Source organism: Streptomyces soli, assembly GCF_003999195.1.
Classification (GTDB): Bacteria; Actinomycetota; Actinomycetes; order Streptomycetales; family Streptomycetaceae; genus Actinacidiphila; species Actinacidiphila soli.
This window is the reverse complement of record NZ_RJVR01000189.1, coordinates 1-16,089: the sequence shown is the minus strand read 5'-3', so window position 1 is coordinate 16,089 and position 16,089 is coordinate 1. Positions and strand designations below refer to the sequence as shown.

Here is a 16,089-nt window from a genome sequence, read left to right as displayed (position 1 = left end):
TCCTGTCCAAGGATTTCAGTGCGATAGTCACCGCCATGGCTGACGATGACGATCGGACCTCCGAGCTCCTCGACCGCTTCCTCAGCGCGCTCGGGGATCTGGCTGCGCGACGTCTGGGTGGACCTCGGTCCTGTGACCCTGGCGAGGGCTGCGGTGACGCTGCGCGACGGGCGGCTGATCACCAAGGGCGAGGCGCTCGACGTGCTGGCCGAGCTGGGCGCGCCACAAGAGGTGATCGCCGACATCCGGGCCCGGCGGTACGGGCCTGAGCGGCCGGTGTCGTGGGTGTGGCGGCTGCGGCGGGCGTGGCTGGCGAGGACATTCGTACGAGCCGGAATCGACCGCACGCTCGCCGGGGCATAATGAAACGATACATCGGAGGTCTGGCTCGGCCGTGCGGCCCAGGCGGCGCGGCGAGTCCGGAGAAGGGAAGGGAGGTCGCTCATGGCGGTCACCGACGAGGCGATCGAAAAGATCAAGGACATGATCGTCTCCGGCGCGCTGCGCCCCGGCGACCGGCTTCCCAAGGAGAGTGAGCTCGCCGCCGACCTGGGCCTGTCCCGCAACTCGCTGCGCGAGGCGGTGCGGGCGCTGTCCCTGATCCGGATCCTGGACGTACGGCAGGGCGACGGCACGTACGTCACCAGCCTCGACCCGCAGCTCCTCCTGGAGGCGCTGAGCTTTGTCGTGGACTTCCACCGGGATGACACGGTCCTGGAATTCCTCGCCGTCCGCAGGATCCTCGAGCCCGCCGCGACGGCGCTGGCCGCCGCCCGGATCCCCGGCACCGACCTCGACGTGCTGGACGCGCAGCTCGACGCGCTGGGCGAGCAGCCGTCGGTGGAGGAACTGGTCGCCGCCGACCTGGAGTTCCACCGGGGGATCGTCCATGCTTCGGGCAATTCCGTGCTGTGCTCGCTGCTTGACGGGCTGTCGGGTCCGACCACCCGGGCGCGGATATGGCGCGGGATCACGCAGGAGGACGCGGTGAGACGCACCTTGCACGAGCACCGGGCGATCCTGGCCGCGATGCGCGACCGGGACACGGAGGCGGCGCGCTCGTGGGCGACGGTGCACATCGCGAGCGTGGAGCAGTGGCTGCGGTCGACGTTGGAGAATGTGTGACGTTGTAGATTGACTCCCCCTTATCACTCACGGGGGTTGTGCAAACGATGCTACGGAATGCGGCGGCCACCCGGTCGCCCCTCACCTCCAAGTCGCCTCTCACCTCCAGGTCGACCGGCGCCGCCGCCAACGACCTCATCACGGCCTGCTCGGTGCGACTGCCCCGGCAGCCGCCTCCGCCCGATCCGCCGCGCTCGCCCGCCCTTTCGCTGGCGTTCTCCGGGGGCGGTTTCCGGGCGACGCTGACGGCCCTGGGGATACTGCGGTTCCTGGCCCAGGCCGGGCTGCTGCCGCAGGTGCGGTATGTGTCCTCCGTATCAGGCGGGTCGGTGGCCAACTCCCTGTTCGCCTGCCACTACGAGGAGCTGGAGAAGCGGGAGTTCGCGCCGGAGGCCCTGGACGAGCTGGTCGTCCGGCCGTTCGTGGAGCGGATCAGCACGAAGTCCCTGACCTGGACGCTCGCCCGGAATCTCTGGCGTACGGCGAGTCCCCACATCTCCCGGACCGATCTGCTGGCCGAGCAGTTCGATCACTGGTTCCTGGGGCGGCGGGAGTTGGAGAGCCTGTCGCCGTCCTGCCGCTTCGTCTTCAATGCCGCGTCCTTCACCAGCGGGGTCCGCTTCGGCTTCGAGCGCGACCGGGTCGGCGACTGGGTGGTCGGGCAGGTCAGCACCGCCGGCACGGGGATCCGGGTGGCACAGGCGGCGGCCGCCTCCGCCGCCGTGCCCGGCTTCTTCGCGCCCTTCACCCTGCGCGGGGTCGACTTCCCGTGCGCCAACGGCCAGGCGATCAAGCTGCTGGACGGCGGCGCCTACGACAACTCCGGACTGGAGGCCGTCGACGACCTGCCGCAGACCCTGCTGATCGGGGTCAACGCCGGCGGCCTGTTCCACACCGGCTCCGCCTACGGCCGTATCCCCATTCTCCGGGACCTCTCCCGCGCCAACTCCCTGCTCTACCGGCAGTCCACCGCGCTGCGCGCCCGCGACATGGTCGACCGCTTCCAGGCCTGGGAGCAGGCCGTACGCGCCGGTCAGGAGCCCCCGTCCTGGGGACGCCAGGGCGTGCTCTTCGGCCTGGCGACCACCTTCGGGCCGGACCACATCGCCCCCGAGTGGGCGGACCGGGACGAGCACCCGGAGTGGCGGATCGAGCTGGCCGAGTACAAGACCTCCTTCGACCGCTTCCCGCTCGAGATCTGCCACCGCCTGGTCCAGCGCGGCTGGTGGCTGACCGGCGCGGCCCTCACCCGGTTCCACCCGGAGGTGCTGGCCGGCGCGAGCCTTCCCGTGTGGGTGGACCTGTGACGTGCTTCCTGTACTACGTCGCCGGGCGCAGCCTCAGCCCCTGCATCCCGCCGTCCACGGCCAGCGCCGTCCCGGTGACGCTCGCGGCGGCGGGGCTCGCCAGGTAGACGATGGCCGCGGCGACCTCGTCCGCGCCGACCAGCCGCCCCAGGGGCTGGCGGGCGTTGAGCGCGGCGCGCTCGGCGTCGGGGTCGTCGGCCTGGTCGAGCAGCCGGCCGACCCACGGCGTGTCGGCCGTACCGGGGTTGACGCAGTTGACCCGGATCCCCTCCCGCACATGGTCGGCGGCCATGGCCAGGGTCAGGGAGAGCACGGCGCCCTTGGTGGCGCTGTAGAGGGCGCGCTGCGGAAGACCGGCGGTGGCGGCGATGGAGCAGGTGTTGGTGATCGACGTAGTCCGTCCCTCGGCCGCCGCCCGCCGCAGGTGCGGCAGCGCCGCCCGGCTGGTGCGCACCATGCCGAGGACGTTGACGTCCAGGACGCGCTGCCATTCGTCGTCGGCGTTGTCCTCGACGGTGCCGATCGCGCCGATGCCCGCGTTGTTGACGACGATGTGCAGTCCGCCGAACTCCTCGGCCGCGTCGGCCACAGCGGCCCGTACGGTCTCGTCCGAGGTCACGTCGGCCTTGAGGCGCAGGGCCCCGGCCGGCGCGGCCGACGGGTCCCGGTCCAGGACGGCGACCCGTGCGCCGCGCGCCAGGAGCAGCGCGGCGGTCGCCGCACCGATGCCCGACGCACCGCCGGTGACGATGGCGTTCAGGCCTGCGAAGTCAGTGTTGGTTGTCATTGGTCTCCCCCCAGCCGGGCCCGCCAGACGGGCCCTTCGGGATAGCGGTGTGCGGCGACGGACTCGGGGCGTATGGCGGCCGAAAAGCCGGGCGCGCTCGGTGGGCGATATCGGGCGTTCTCGACGACGACCGGATCGGTGAAGTGTTCGTGCAGATGGTCGACGTACTCAATCGCCCGGCCGTCCCAACTCCCCGACACCGCCACGTAGTCGAACATCGACAGATGCTGCACCAGCTCGCACAGCCCCACCCCGCCCGCGTGCGGGCACACCGGCACGCCGAACTTGGCGGCGAGCAGCAGGATCGCGATGTTCTCGTTGACCCCCGCGACCCGGGCCGCGTCGATCTGTACGAAGTCCACGGCCTCGGCCTGCAGCAGCTGCTTGAACACCACGCGGTTGGCGACATGCTCGCCGGTGGCCACCTTGACCGGCTGTCCGGCGCGGATCGCGGCGTGGGCGAGGATGTCGTCCGGGCTGGTCGGCTCCTCGATCCAGTACGGCTCGTGCGGGGCCAGTGCCGTCATCCAGGCGATGGCGGTGTCCACGTCCCAGCGCTGGTTGGCGTCGACGGCGATCCGGACGTCCGGGCCGACGGCCTCGCGGGCCAGCCGCATCCGGCGGATGTCGTCGTCGAGGCTGCCCCCGACCTTGAGCTTGATCTGCGTGAAGCCGGCCGCGACGGCCTCCTTCGCCAGCCCGACCAGCTTGTCGTCGGAGTAGCCCAGCCAGCCCGGCGACGTGGTGTACGCCGGATATCCCTGCTCGCGCAGCCGCGCCGTGCGCTCGGCCCGGCCCGGTTCGGCGGCGCGCAGGATCTCCACGGCCTCGTCGCGGGTCAGCGCGTCCGTCAGGTAGCGGTAGTCGACCAGGTCGGCGATCTCCTCCGGCGTCATCGACGCCAGGAGCTCCCACACCGGCTTTCCGGCCTCCTTGGCGGCGAGGTCCCAGGTCGCGTTGACCAGGGCCCCGGCCGCCATGTGCACCACGCCCTTCTCCGGACCCAGCCAGCGCAGTTGCGAGTCATGCGTCAGCTCGCGGTACAGGCTGCCGAGATCACCCGTCACGCTGCTGACGGTGCGCCCCTCCACGTAGGGTCGGAGTGATCGGATGGTGGCGGCGACGACGTCGTTTCCCCTGCCGATCGTGAAACACAGGCCGTGCCCCTCCAGTCCGCCGGGGGCGTCGGTGCGGAGCACGACATAGGCGGCGGAGTAATCGGGATCGGGGTTCATCGCGTCCGAGCCGTCGAGCTTTTCCGAGGTGGGGAATCGGACGTCGATCACCTCGACGCCCGTAATGGTCGGACTCATACGCACTCCACCCGCCTTGATACATCGGATGACCCACCTTACATCCGATGTATAGCGCTACAAATATCGTCAGGTCCAGGGGCCGACAGCAGATGGGGGGAGAAGGATCGGATGTCTGACCAAGAAGCGGTGACCACGCAAGGCCAAGACGGCATGGGCAAGCCCGCAAGACGCCGCGCCGTCCGCTGGGCGCGCCGGGGCGCACTCGCCCTGGCCCTGACGGTGTTGTTCTCGGCGACAGCCATCGGCGTCGCCCTGCGACTGGAGTACGCGGGCGACCCCGACGCCGCCGGCCGGACGCGCGGCCGGGACGCCGTGTGGCTCGGCCACGCATGGGTCGACGGCCGCCGGGACGCGGCCGATCTGACGGCGCTGGTCCGCCGCGTGCAGGGCACCGGGATCCACGACCTGTACGTACACACCGGGCCGCTGGCGCACGACGGGAGCCTGGACGCGTCGCTCTACCCCGACGCCCAGTGGCTGGTCCGCGAGGTGCACCGCGCCCTCCCCGGGGTGCGGGTGCAGGCGTGGCTGGGGGACATCGTGTCGCACGACGGCTCGCCGGGGCTGCGGCTGGACGACGCGGCGACCCGCTCCCGTATCCGGGCGAGCGCGGCACAGGCCCTCGACGTGGGCTTCGACGGCGTCCACTTCGACCTGGAGCCGATGTACTCGGGCGACCAGGGCTTCCTGGACCTGCTCGACGCCACACACCGCATGACGGCCGCGCGCGACGCCCCGCTCTCCGTCGCGACGCACCAGATCGACCCGCTTCCCGGCCTGCACGCCCCGTCCGGGGCGCTCTTCAACCACCCCAAGTGGTGGACCCAGAAGTACTTCGGCCAGGTCGCCCGCCGCGTCGACCAGGTCGCGGTGATGGCATACGACACGGCGATGCCGCTGGAGAGCCTGTACGGCGGCTACGTGGCCCAGCAGACGGCGCTGGCGCTCGAAGTGGCCCCGCCCGGCACGGATCTGCTGATCGGCCTGCCCGCTTACCGCGAGGACACCATGGGTCACCATGCCGACGCCGAGACGGTCACCGCGGCCGTGCGGGGCGCGCGCCTCGGGCTGGCGCGGCACGATGCGGGCCGCCAGAGTTTCGGACTGGCGCTCTATGTCGACTTCACCGCGACCGAGGAGGATTGGGCCGCATACCGCTCTTCGTGGGGCAAGGCGTGACCGGACGCGTACGTCCGATGACTGTGGGGATCATCCCTCTACGGGGGCTGCCGGCACCGGCCCCCGGAAGCCGTAGGCTGGTGCCGCACGTGAAGCGACGAAAGTACGACAGCCGGCGGGGGCGGCGAAACTCCCCCTCCGGCCGGAAGGAGGCGCTGGGTGATCGAGCTCGAGGGTGTGCCCGAGCTGATCGACCCGGTCATGGTGGCCGCGTTCGAAGGCTGGAATGACGCCGGGGACGCCGCCTCAACGGCGGTCGGACATCTGGACCGGGAGTTCAAGGGCGAGGTCTTCGCGGCGCTCGACGCCGAGGACTACTACGACTTCCAGGTCAACCGGCCCACGGTCTGGCTGGACGGCGGCGTACGGAAGGTCACCTGGCCCACCACGCGGCTCTCCGTCGTCCGTATCGAAAGCCCCAAGCCGCGCGATCTGGTGCTGGTTCGCGGCATCGAGCCGAGCATGCGCTGGCGGTCGTTCTGCAACGAGATCCTGGGCTACGCCCACGAGTTGGGCGTCGAGATGGTGGTGGTGATGGGCGCGCTGCTCGGCGACACCCCGCACACCCGCCCGGTCCCGGTCACCGGCGTCACCTCCGACCCCGACCTGGCCGCCGCGCTCAATCTGGAGGAGTCGCGGTACGAGGGCCCCACCGGCATCGTCGGCATCCTCCAGGAGGCCTGCACCCACGTCGGCATCCCCGCCGTCAGCCTCTGGGCCGCCGTTCCGCACTATGTGTCGCAGCCGCCCAACCCCAAGGCCACCCTGGCCCTCCTCAACCGCCTGGAGGACCTCCTCGACCTGCGCATCCCCCTGGGTGAGCTGCCCGAGGACGCCCGCGCCTGGCAGGTCGGCGTCGACCAGCTCGCCGCCGAGGACAGCGAGGTCGCCGAGTACGTCCAGAGCCTGGAGGAGGCCCGCGACACAGCCGAGCTCCCCGAGGCCTCCGGCGAGGCCATCGCCCGCGAGTTCGAGCGCTATCTGCGCCGCCGCGAGCCCGGCTCCCCCGGCCACGCCACCCAGAGCGGCGAGCCGATGGACGGCCCCTATCTGCGCGACCGCCCGCCGCAGCCGCCGCGCGAGACGAAGCCGGACGAGGACGAGCCTGACGAGGACTGAACAGACGGAACGGCGGTGGGGCCCGGCGCAGCGCCGGGCCCCACCGCCGTTCTCGCGTCCTAGGGCCTGTCCGGCCGATCTCCGCGGCGTCGCGTGCCTCCCCCAGCCTGGCGGCTGGGTGGGGGTCCCCCCGGCCGAAGGCTGGGGGAGTGCCCCCAGGCACCAGCGCTCGCGGCGTTGCCGAAATGCCCTAGTAGCTCTCCCCCAGCCTGGCGGCCGGGAGGTACCCCCACCCCCAAGCTCTCGGCTTCGCTCGAGCAGGGGGGACCCCCATCGAGGGCATCCCGGCGCCTTGCGATCACAGACGCCAGACCTCGCTCCTTCTCCCACGGAGATCGGCCGGACAGGCCCTACAGCGCCACGCCCAGCAGCGCGTCCACCGCCCGGGAGATCAGACCGGGCGCGCCCGTGTCCTCACCGCCCTCGCGTTCCTGCCGGGCCGCCCAGCGGTCCACGGCGGCCAGCGCCGCGGGGGCGTCCAGGTCATCGGCCAAGGCGGCGCGGATCTCCTCGACCACCGCGTCGGCCGACGGCCCGTCCGGACGGGACACCGCCGCACGCCACCGGCCGAGCCGTTCGGCGGCCTCGGCGAGCACGCCGTCCGTCCACTCCCAGTTGTCGCGGTAGTGGTGGGCGAGCAGGGTGAGCCGGATGGCCGCCGGGTCGACCCCGTCGTGGCGCAGCTTGGAGACGAAGACGAGGTTGCCCTTGGACTTGGACATCTTCTCGCCGTTGAGCGCGACCATCCCGGCGTGGACGTACGCCTTCGCCATCGGGAACTCGCCGGTGAGCACCTGGGCGTGTGACGCGCCCATCTCGTGGTGCGGGAAGGCCAGGTCGGAGCCGCCGCCCTGGACGTCGAAGCCCATGCCCAGGTGGTCCAGCGCGATCGCCACACACTCGATGTGCCAGCCGGGACGGCCGGGGCCCAGGCTGCCCCCGTCCCAGCTCGGCTCGCCCTCGCGGGCGGCCAGCCACAGGATCGGGTCCAGGGGGTTCTTCTTGCCCGGCCGGTCCGGGTCGCCGCCGCGCTCCGCGGAGAGGATCCGCATCGCCGTCGCGTCGAGGTTCGACACCTTGCCGAAGTTCGGGTCCGACTCGACCGAGAAGTACACGTCCCCTTCGAGCTCGTACGCCGCCCCGGCGTCCCGCAGTCGCTCGACCAGCGGGACGATCCCGGGGATGGCCTCGACGGCGCCGATGTAGTGGGCGGGGGGAAGCATCCGCAGGGCGGTCATGTCCTCGCGGAAGAGATCGGTCTCGCGCGCCGCGAGCTCCGTCCAGTCGTCGCCGTTGAGCGCCGCCCTTTCCAGGAGCGGGTCATCGACGTCCGTGACGTTCTGGACGTAGTGGACCTGCCGCTTCGTGTCGAGCCACACACGCTGCACGAGGTCGAATGCGTTGTAGGTGGCCGCGTGTCCCATGTGGGTGGCGTCGTATGGAGTGATCCCGCATACGTAGATGCGGGCGACCGGACCGGGGACCAGGGTTACCGGGCCGCCGGTCGCGGTGTCGTGAAGACTGAGGTCGCGTCCACTGCCCGGAAGGGCGGGGACGTCGGAAGCGGGCCAGGCATGCATGTCATGAGATTAACCTCCCGCCTGATAAGCAAAACGACCGGAGGGCACCCGCTTGGTGTGACCCTTCCTTTTCTGCCCTAGATCGGGGGCCACGGAATGGCCGGCCATTCGCTGCTCGGCACCGGGTGGAGACCGGTGCCGAGGAGGTCGCCGACCCGGTCGCGTACGGCCTGGAGCTCCACAGCGGTGATGAGGCCGGCGAGCCGGTCGCCCAGGCCGTCCGAGAGGTCGGCGGCGAGGCGGCCGAGGACGTCGCGGGTGTCGGCGTCGAAGGGTTCGCCGGCCCAGCCCCACAGGAGGGTGCGGAGTTTGTTGTCGGCGTTGAAGGTGACGCCGTGGTCGATGGCGTACAGCTGGCCTTCGGCGGTGGGCAGCAGGTGGCCGCCCTTGCGGTCGGCGTTGTTGATGACGGCGTCCAGGACGGCGAGGTGGCGCAGCCGCGGGTCGTCGGCGTGCACGAGCAGGGCGGTACGCCCCTGGCCGACCTCGGCGAAGCCGACCGCCTTCCAGCCCGGCTCGGGCTCCTCACCGTCGACCAGGGCCAGCAGGCCGTCGTTCTCGCTTTCCGGCGCCGTCTCGATCCACAGCTGGCACATGCCCTGGCCGTACGGCCCGTCCCGCAGCACCGTCGGCGGCACGAGCCCCCAGCCGGTCGCCTCGGAGACGAGGTACGCGGCCACCTCGCGCTGCGCGAGGGTGCCGTCGGGGAAGTCCCACAGGGGCCGCTCGCCGGCGACCGGTTTGTACACGCAGTGGGCTTCCCGGCCCTCGTACTCGACGGAGCAGTAGAGCACCGCGTTGGAGGCGTCGCGGAGGCGCCCACGTACGGTCAGCTCACCGTGCGTGAGAAGCGCGAGATCGGCCGCCGGGCCGGTCAGGCCGTCGCCGACCGCCGGTACCCGTTCTGACGCGGGCATACGTGTCCTTCCGGGTCCAGGGGGAGGCTGCACAGCGGGCACGGCGGCCGGCCGGCGGAGACGACGTCGAGGGCGCGCTTGGCGAAGGACCGGGCCTGGGCTCCGGTGAGGCGGACCCGCAGCAGCGGGGGGCCGTTCTCGTCGTCCTGGAGCAGCAGTTCCTCCGCGGCCTCCAGGTCGTCCTCGTCGGAGGCGTCGATCTCGACGAGCGCCTGGGCCTCCAGGATCATCCGCTCCTCGGCGCCGTCCCAGGCCAGCGCCATCGTGCCGACCCGGAACTCCTCCTCGACCGGCATGTCGAGCGGTGCGGTGTCGGCGAGTTCGGCGGGGGCGACGGCCGGGACGGGGGCGGCACCGCCGGTGCGCCGGACGACCTCGTCCAGCAGTTCGTCGATCCGCTCGGCAAGCGCCTCGACCTGGGTCTTCTCCAGCGCCACGCTGGTGGTCCGGCCGGCGGCGGTGGCCTGCAGGAAGAAGGTGCGCTGACCGGGCTGGCCGACCGTCCCGGCCACGAACCGGTCCGGCTTGTCATAGAGGAACACCTGACGCGGCACTTCCTGCTCCGTTTTGGTTGGGTCACTCGTACAGGCTCACCACCCTACTGCTGTAGCTGATCACGAGGCGCCGGTGCCGCCCCCGACCACCGCGTCGCCCGGGGCTCCGGCGTCCGGCTTATCGCGCGGCACCAGGACGCTGAGGTCCCCGGTGTCACCGAGGCGCAGCAGGAAGGGCCGTAGGGGGGTGTAGTTGATCGCGGTGACCGAGCAGGGGTCGACGGCGAGCCGCTGGAAGAGGTCGAGGTGCATGCCGAGGGCGTCGGCGGCGATGGACTTGATGATGTCGCCGTGCGAGCACAGCACATAGACCGCGTCCGGGCCGTGCTCGGCCTCGATCCGGTCGTTCCAGTCCCGCACCGCGTCGACCGCGCGGGCCTGCATGGCCCGGATGGACTCGCCGCCCTCCCCCGGGAACACCGCGCCGGACGGATACCGCTGAACGGTCGCCCACAGCGGCTCCCCGGCCAACTCGGCGAGCTTGCGGCCGGTCCAGTCGCCGTAATGGCATTCGCCGATCCGGTCGTCGGTGTGCATCGGCAGTTCGGGACGGATGTCGAGCAGCGGCTGTACGGTCTCGCGGCAGCGCTGCAGCGGGCTGGTGACGACAGCGGCGAGCGGCACTCCGGCGAGCCGGCCGGCCAGCGCGCCGGCCTGGTCGCGGCCGCTGTCGTCCAGGGCGACGCCCGGACTCCAGCCGGCCAGCACGCCGTCGGTGTTGGCGGTGGACCGGCCATGCCGGACGAGGATCACGGTGGGCATGGACGCCAGCCTACGTCCGGGGCCCGGGCGGCACCGACCAGGCATCGGCCGCACAGGGACCGGGCATGGATCGTCGCGATCGCGGAAGGATATCCAGGGTGATCGTGGACTGCGCCATCTACAAGGACGGACATCGCGTCGATGAGCCGTCGGACCTGTCCGACGCCCTCGACAAAGCACGCACGGAGGGTGACTCCTTCGTGTGGATCGGCCTGTACGAGCCGACGGAGCAGGAGTTCGAGCTGGTCAGCGCCGAGTTCGGGCTGCACCCGCTGGCGGTGGAGGACGCCCTGAAGGCACACCAGCGGCCCAAGCTGGAGGTGTACCACGACTCGGTCTTCGTGGTCCTCAAGCCGGTCGACTACGACGACGCCAAGGACACCGTCACCGCGAGCGAACTGATGGTCTTCGTCGGCGACTCCTTCGTGGTGACGGTCCGCCACGGCACCGGCGTCTCCCCCGCCGACGTACGTCACCGTATGGAGTCCGACCCCGAGGTGCTGCGGCACGGTCCCTCGGCAGTGCTCTACGCCATTAGCGACACGGTCGTGGACCACTACACCGAGGTGGGCAACGAGCTGCAGACGGACCTGGAGGAGCTGGAGGCCGAGGTCTTCCAGCCCGAGTCCTCGCTGCCGAGCTCCCGGCACAGGGCCGCGAGTACCGCGAGCACGGCGAGCCGGATCTACAACTTCAAGCGCCAGGTCCTCGAGTTCCGCCGCGCGACCGGGCCACTGACACAGCCCATGAGCCGCCTGGCGGCCGGCGACGTGCCGTACACCGAGCCCAGGACCAAGCCCTTCTTCCGCGACGTCGCTGATCACCTCACCCGCGTGAACGAGCAGGTCGAGGGCCTCGACCGGCTGATGTCGGACATCCTCCAGGCCCACCTGACCCAGGTGAGCGTCCGCCAGAACGACGACATGCGCAAGATCTCGGCCTGGGCCGCCATGGCCGCCGTCCCCACCATGATCGCCGGCATCTACGGCATGAACTTCGACCACATGCCCGAGCTGCACTACGTCTGGTCCTACCCGACGGTCCTGACGGTGATCTCCGGCCTGGTCTTCGGCCTCTACCGCACCTTCAAGCGCCGCGGCTGGCTCTAGGGTCTAGGGCCTGTCCGGCCGATCTCCGTGGGAGAAGGAGCGGGGTCTGGCGCCTGCGATCGCAAGGTGGTGGGGGCACTCCCCCAGCCTTCGGCCGGGGGGACCCCCCCCAGCCGCCAGGCTGGGGGAGGCACGCGACGCTGCGGAAATCGACCGGACAGGCCCTAAACGGGTTCCGGAGCGGGCGCGGCCCCGCCCATGGCGTTGCGGCGGGCCGGCATCGAGAGGGTGACCATGCGCCGCCAGCCGATGAGGCGCTCGTAGGCGTACAGGGCGTGGATGCCTGCCTGCAGGGCCAGGGCCCTGGACCGGTGCCAGCCGAGGATGCGGCCCATGTTGGCCGTGACGGCGAGGCTGACGTCGCGGTAGACGCGGACCTCGGTGAGCGCGCATTCGCGCAGGATGCGCTGGATGGTGCGGCCCTGGCCCGCGCGGGCGAGGCGCAGCAGTTCCTCGTGGCAGTAGGCGAGGTGGTTGTCCTCGTCGTGCGAGATCATCCGCACCGCCTTGCCGATGACCGGGTGGTCCCCGAAGTGCTTGGCGAGCAGGGCCATCTGCTCGGCCGCGCGCTGCTCGGTGACCCGGCTGTGCGAGAGGTACGTGACGATGTCCCGCTCGGTCAGCGGCTCCTCGCGGCGCAGCTGGTCGTGGGCGAGGCCGATGCCGGCCCGCTCCAGGAGCATCGTGTAGTCGGTCTCCGGCGGTACGGGGACGGGCCCGAGGCCGCGCTTGTGCAGCAGGGCGTTGAAGATCCGGCCGTGCTTGTCCTCGTCGGCGCCGTGCCGGGTCACCTTGGGGACCAGGTCCTGCTGGGTCGCGGGGACGAGGGCGGCGATCCGTCCGTTCTCCCAGCCGCCCTGCGACTCACCGCTGGCGGCGATCGAGCAGAAGAGCCGGAACGAGTCGTCGTTGTCGAGAATCTCCTGGAAAAGGCTCTTGGCCGACAGCATCACATACCTCCGCGAATCGCCCGAAAGGCGAATATATGCAGAGGAAAAGTCAAGTCCAGCTCGGCGAGACGGGCAACACGGGACACCCAACCGATTCGTAACCCTTGGCGTTCAGGTGCGTTGTGTTTGGTGACGGCCGTGGCGGGGAAGACCCCCGAGCCCCCACCACGGCCGCAGAAAGCGAAGCGATTCACAACCCGGCGTAACTTGTCGTACCTCCTGGGTAAGGTGCAACAACGAGGTCGAGGGGCGCCCTCTCTCCAGAGGTATGGGATCGCGAAGCGGGTGGACATGTTCAGCAAGGTCACCAGGATCCGTCCGACGGCGAGCCGGTTCGGGCCGGCGGGCTCGGACTGGTCGCCGTACGACCGCCTCGACGACGCCGCGCACGCCTACTTCCTGCACGCCGACGTCGCACTGGACGCGATCTCCGGGGTGCTGGGCCGCCGCCGTATCCGCGGCTTCACCCTGGAGCGGGTCGTGGACCTTTCCGAGTCCGGCACCTCGGTCTGGCAGGAGGCCGCCATCTGCGACGGCCGCCGCCTCATCCTCTGGCACAGCGAGGAGCTCGAGGACGACACCGCCCCCGGCGGCACCGTCCTCGACTCCTCGGTGCAGGTGCTCCCGCTCGGCGCGATCGGTCACGTCGGCATGCGGACGCTCGTCGGCAGCGACGAGCAGGGGCGGCGCGTCGACCGGGGGGTCTTCGTCGTCCTGGCCACCGCCATGCCGCACGAGCTGAGCGCCGTCCAGAGCGGCGACGCGGACGGCGGCATCGCGGCGGCCCGCTTCCGGCCCGAGGCCTTCCGCTTCAGCAAGTCCCTCGACGACGGAGGCGCGGGGCAGATATCGCGCCTCATCGATTTCGGGCGGCTTCTGGGCCGGCTGGTCCCGGGCTGAGCGTCAGGCGAGTCCGGCCAGCTCCAGGGCCTCCGTGCCGGCCCGCAGGGCGGCGAGGCGCTCGTCCAGCGTGAGGCCGGCCGGGCTGAGGCTCAGCGTGGTCACCCCGGCCTCCGCGTAGGCCCGCATGCGGTCGGCGATCCGCTCGACGGAACCCAGCAGCGTGGTGGAGTCGATCAGGTCGCGCGGCACGGCGGCCGCCGCGCCCTGCTTGTCGCCGGCCAGGTACTTGTCCTGGATCTCGATGGCTTCCTTCTCGTAGCCCATGCGGCGGGCGAGCTTGTTGTAGAAGTTCTGCTGACGGCTGCCCATGCCGCCGACGTACAGCGCGGTGTACGGGCGGAAGAGGTCGGCCAGCCCGTCCACGTCGTCGCCGAGGGCGATCGGGACGGTGGGGCAGACGTCGAAGCCGTCGAGGGTCTTGCCGACCCTCTCGCGACCGGCCCGGATCGGGGCGAGGGCGGTCTCCTCGAGGTGCTCGGCGGAGGGGAAGATCAGCAGGGCGCCGTCGGCGATCTCGCCGGTCTGCTCCAGGTTCTTGGGGCCGATCGCGGCGATGTAGAGCGGGATGTGCTCGCGCACGGGGTGCACGGTGAGCTTGAGCGGCTTGCCGGGGCCACCGGGGAGCGGCAGGGTCCAGTGCTCGCCCTCGTGGGACAGCCGCTCGCGGGACATCGCCTTGCGGACGATCTCGACGTACTCCCGGGTACGGGCCAGCGGCTTGTCGAACTTGACGCCGTACCAGCCCTCGGACACCTGCGGGCCCGACACACCCAGGCCCAGGCGGAAGCGGCCGCCGGAGAGCGAGTCGAGGGTGGCGGCCGTCATCGCGGTCATCGCGGGCGTACGGGCCGGGATCTGGAAGATCGCCGAGCCGATGTCGATCCGCTCGGTCTGTGCCGCGACCCAGGACAGCACGGTCGGCGCGTCGGAGCCGTAGGCCTCGGCGGCCCAGCACACGGCGTAACCGAGCCGGTCCGCCTCCTGCGCGACGGCGAGATTGTCCGAGTCCATCCCGGCGCCCCAGTAACCGAGGTTGATCCCGAGCCGCATACCGCTCCCCTTACCGATCAGTAACGTCCTTGTTCCCCGGACCTTATCGCCCTCGCGGCGATCCGGCGCCTGTCGGGTTCGTCACTGCACCCCATAGCCCCCCTCCGGCCAGTAATCTCAGCCGTCATGGAGCAACGGCATCTCGGTCGCACCGGCCTGCGCGTGTCCCGGCTCGGGCTCGGCACCCTGACCTGGGGACGGGACACCGGCGAGCGGGACGCCGCGGACCTGCTGAAGGCCTTCTGGGAGGCCGGCGGGACGCTCGTGGACACCGCCGACGTCTACTCCGACGGCAGCTCCGAGTATCTGCTCGGGCGGCTGATCGAGGACCTCGTGCCCAGGTCCGACCTGGTGATCGCCACCAAGGCGGGGAGCGTGCCCGACCCCGACCGGCGCTTCGACGGCTCTCGCGGCCATCTGCTCGCCGCGCTGGACGCCTCCCTGCAACGGCTCGGCACGGACTACGTCGACCTGTGGCAGGTGCACGCCTTCGACCCCACGACCCCGCTGGACGAGACCCTCCAGGCCCTGGACATCGCCGTCACCTCCGGGCGCGCCCGTTACGTCGGGGTCTCCAACTTCTGCGGCTGGCAACTCGCCAAGGCCGCGACCTGGCAGCGGGCGGTGCCGGGGCGCACCCCACTGGCCAGTACGCAGATGGAGTACTCGCTGCTGCAACGCGGCGTCGAACGCGAGGTGCTGCCGGCCGCGCTCGACCTCGGTGTCGGGCTGCTGCCGTCCTCGCCGCTCGGGCGGGGCGTGCTCACCGGCAAGTACCGGCACAGCACCCCGCCGGACTCGCGCGGCGGTTCCCAGGACATGGCACCGTTCGTCGCGCCCTACCTGGACGAGGCCGCCCGGCGCATCGTGGACGCCCTCGCCATAGCGGCCGACGGGCTCGCGGCGTCGCCCTTGCAGGTCGCCCTCGCGTGGCTGCGCGACCGGCCGGGCGTGGCGGCGCCGATTGTCGGGCCGCGGACCGCGCAGCAGCTCACGGCCGCGTTGTCAGTGGAGACCCTTAGTCTTCCGGATGAGATCTGCCAGGCGCTGGACGACGTGTCAGCGCCGCTGCACCGCTATCCGGACCACGACTGGAGCTCGCTCTAGGCGCCGGTCCGCCGCACCACGGAGGCCATCGTGACCGAGGACCGCACCGACCAGGACGACACCGCCCGCCCTGCGGCGGCTGCGGGGGCACAACTGCCGCCCAAGTTGCAGGACTTGGCGGCGGCCGTCCGGGCGATCGAGCGCGGCGAGCGGCCCGCGGCGAAGGCGACAGCATCCGCGCCCGCGCCTTCGCCTTCGGTGGCCCCGGATCGAGCGGCCACACCGGCCCCCGCCGCCGAGTCTGCACGCAGCCGCCCCGTGGTTCCGGCGTCCGGTGACGCGGTCGCCGACGCGCGGGCCGTGCTGGCGGCGGGCGGCGCGCCG

16 protein-coding genes and 1 pseudogene are annotated in these 16,089 nt (G+C 71.4%); 9 read left to right on the top strand and 8 right to left on the bottom strand.

Going from position 1 to position 16,089, the window contains the following annotated elements:
• The first annotated feature begins 45 nt into the window (after positions 1-45).
• From EFK10_RS17245 to EFK10_RS17235, 3 genes are all read left to right on the top strand, one after another.
• Positions 46-363 carry a hypothetical protein gene (locus tag EFK10_RS17245; RefSeq protein ID WP_206305482.1) on the top strand — a complete coding sequence of 106 codons (318 nt, stop codon included), beginning with the start codon at positions 46-48 and terminating at the stop codon, positions 361-363.
• Positions 364-444: 81 nt separating this feature from the next.
• Positions 445-1,125 (top strand): FadR/GntR family transcriptional regulator, encoded by a 681-nt coding sequence (locus EFK10_RS17240; RefSeq protein WP_127356565.1) that lies wholly within the window; start codon positions 445-447, stop codon positions 1,123-1,125.
• A gap of 47 nt (positions 1,126-1,172) precedes the next feature.
• A complete protein-coding gene (locus tag EFK10_RS17235; protein ID WP_127356564.1) occupies positions 1,173-2,432 on the top strand; it encodes a patatin-like phospholipase family protein in 1,260 nt (419 codons plus the stop codon).
• A gap of 13 nt (positions 2,433-2,445) precedes the next feature.
• On the opposite strand, the gene EFK10_RS17230 is transcribed toward EFK10_RS17235, so the two are convergent.
• Positions 2,446-3,219 (bottom strand): SDR family NAD(P)-dependent oxidoreductase, encoded by a 774-nt coding sequence (locus EFK10_RS17230; RefSeq protein WP_127356563.1) that lies wholly within the window; start codon positions 3,217-3,219, stop codon positions 2,446-2,448.
• Positions 3,216-4,532, bottom strand: a complete 1,317-nt coding sequence (locus tag EFK10_RS17225; protein WP_127356562.1) for an L-fuconate dehydratase — start codon at positions 4,530-4,532, stop codon at positions 3,216-3,218. The genes EFK10_RS17230 and EFK10_RS17225 overlap by 4 nt, the downstream gene beginning before the upstream one ends.
• A 111-nt stretch (positions 4,533-4,643) precedes the next feature.
• Here EFK10_RS17225 and EFK10_RS17220 point away from each other — a divergent pair, with 111 nt between their 5' ends.
• Both EFK10_RS17220 and EFK10_RS17215 read left to right on the top strand, forming a co-directional pair.
• Positions 4,644-5,714 (top strand): glycoside hydrolase family 18 protein, encoded by a 1,071-nt coding sequence (locus tag EFK10_RS17220; protein WP_240677269.1) that lies wholly within the window; start codon positions 4,644-4,646, stop codon positions 5,712-5,714.
• Positions 5,715-5,873: 159 nt separating this feature from the next.
• Positions 5,874-6,833, top strand: a complete 960-nt coding sequence (locus EFK10_RS17215; protein ID WP_127356561.1) for a PAC2 family protein — start codon at positions 5,874-5,876, stop codon at positions 6,831-6,833.
• Between the two features lie 350 nt (positions 6,834-7,183).
• On the opposite strand, the gene mshC is transcribed toward EFK10_RS17215, so the two are convergent.
• From mshC to EFK10_RS17195, 4 genes are all read right to left on the bottom strand, one after another.
• Positions 7,184-8,413, bottom strand: a complete 1,230-nt coding sequence (gene mshC, locus EFK10_RS17210) for a cysteine--1-D-myo-inosityl 2-amino-2-deoxy-alpha-D-glucopyranoside ligase (RefSeq protein ID WP_127356560.1) — start codon at positions 8,411-8,413, stop codon at positions 7,184-7,186.
• Between the two features lie 77 nt (positions 8,414-8,490).
• Positions 8,491-9,330 (bottom strand): SCO1664 family protein, encoded by an 840-nt coding sequence (locus EFK10_RS17205; RefSeq protein ID WP_127356559.1) that lies wholly within the window; start codon positions 9,328-9,330, stop codon positions 8,491-8,493.
• Positions 9,288-9,884 (bottom strand): DUF3090 domain-containing protein, encoded by a 597-nt coding sequence (locus EFK10_RS17200; RefSeq protein ID WP_127356558.1) that lies wholly within the window; start codon positions 9,882-9,884, stop codon positions 9,288-9,290. The genes EFK10_RS17205 and EFK10_RS17200 overlap by 43 nt, the downstream gene beginning before the upstream one ends.
• 60 nt (positions 9,885-9,944) lie before the next feature.
• Positions 9,945-10,646, bottom strand: coding sequence for a histidine phosphatase family protein (locus EFK10_RS17195; protein ID WP_127356557.1), 702 nt, complete (start codon positions 10,644-10,646; stop codon positions 9,945-9,947).
• A 98-nt stretch (positions 10,647-10,744) separates the two neighbouring features.
• Between EFK10_RS17195 and EFK10_RS17190 the strand changes: the two genes are divergently transcribed.
• Positions 10,745-11,755, top strand: a complete 1,011-nt coding sequence (locus tag EFK10_RS17190) for a magnesium and cobalt transport protein CorA (protein ID WP_322973348.1) — start codon at positions 10,745-10,747, stop codon at positions 11,753-11,755.
• Positions 11,756-11,919: 164 nt separating this feature from the next.
• On the opposite strand, the gene EFK10_RS17185 is transcribed toward EFK10_RS17190, so the two are convergent.
• The gene (locus EFK10_RS17185) at positions 11,920-12,705 is read right to left on the bottom strand and encodes a ferritin-like domain-containing protein (protein WP_127356556.1); all 786 of its coding nucleotides are present in this window, start codon (positions 12,703-12,705) and stop codon (positions 11,920-11,922) included.
• 291 nt (positions 12,706-12,996) lie between these two features.
• Between EFK10_RS17185 and EFK10_RS17180 the strand changes: the two genes are divergently transcribed.
• Positions 12,997-13,605 carry a hypothetical protein gene (locus EFK10_RS17180; RefSeq protein WP_127356651.1) on the top strand — a complete coding sequence of 203 codons (609 nt, stop codon included), beginning with the start codon at positions 12,997-12,999 and terminating at the stop codon, positions 13,603-13,605.
• A 3-nt stretch (positions 13,606-13,608) separates the two neighbouring features.
• Here EFK10_RS17180 and EFK10_RS17175 read toward each other — a convergent pair whose 3' ends face one another.
• Positions 13,609-14,658 (bottom strand): LLM class F420-dependent oxidoreductase, encoded by a 1,050-nt coding sequence (locus EFK10_RS17175; RefSeq protein WP_127356555.1) that lies wholly within the window; start codon positions 14,656-14,658, stop codon positions 13,609-13,611.
• Positions 14,659-14,784: 126 nt separating this feature from the next.
• Here EFK10_RS17175 and EFK10_RS17170 point away from each other — a divergent pair, with 126 nt between their 5' ends.
• Together EFK10_RS17170 and EFK10_RS17165 are read left to right on the top strand one after the other, a co-directional pair.
• On the top strand, positions 14,785-15,765 hold the full coding sequence (locus EFK10_RS17170) for an aldo/keto reductase (protein ID WP_127356554.1): 981 nt from the start codon (positions 14,785-14,787) through the stop codon (positions 15,763-15,765).
• 30 nt (positions 15,766-15,795) lie between these two features.
• Positions 15,796-16,089, top strand: a pseudogene (locus EFK10_RS17165) (exodeoxyribonuclease V); the annotation flags it as partial.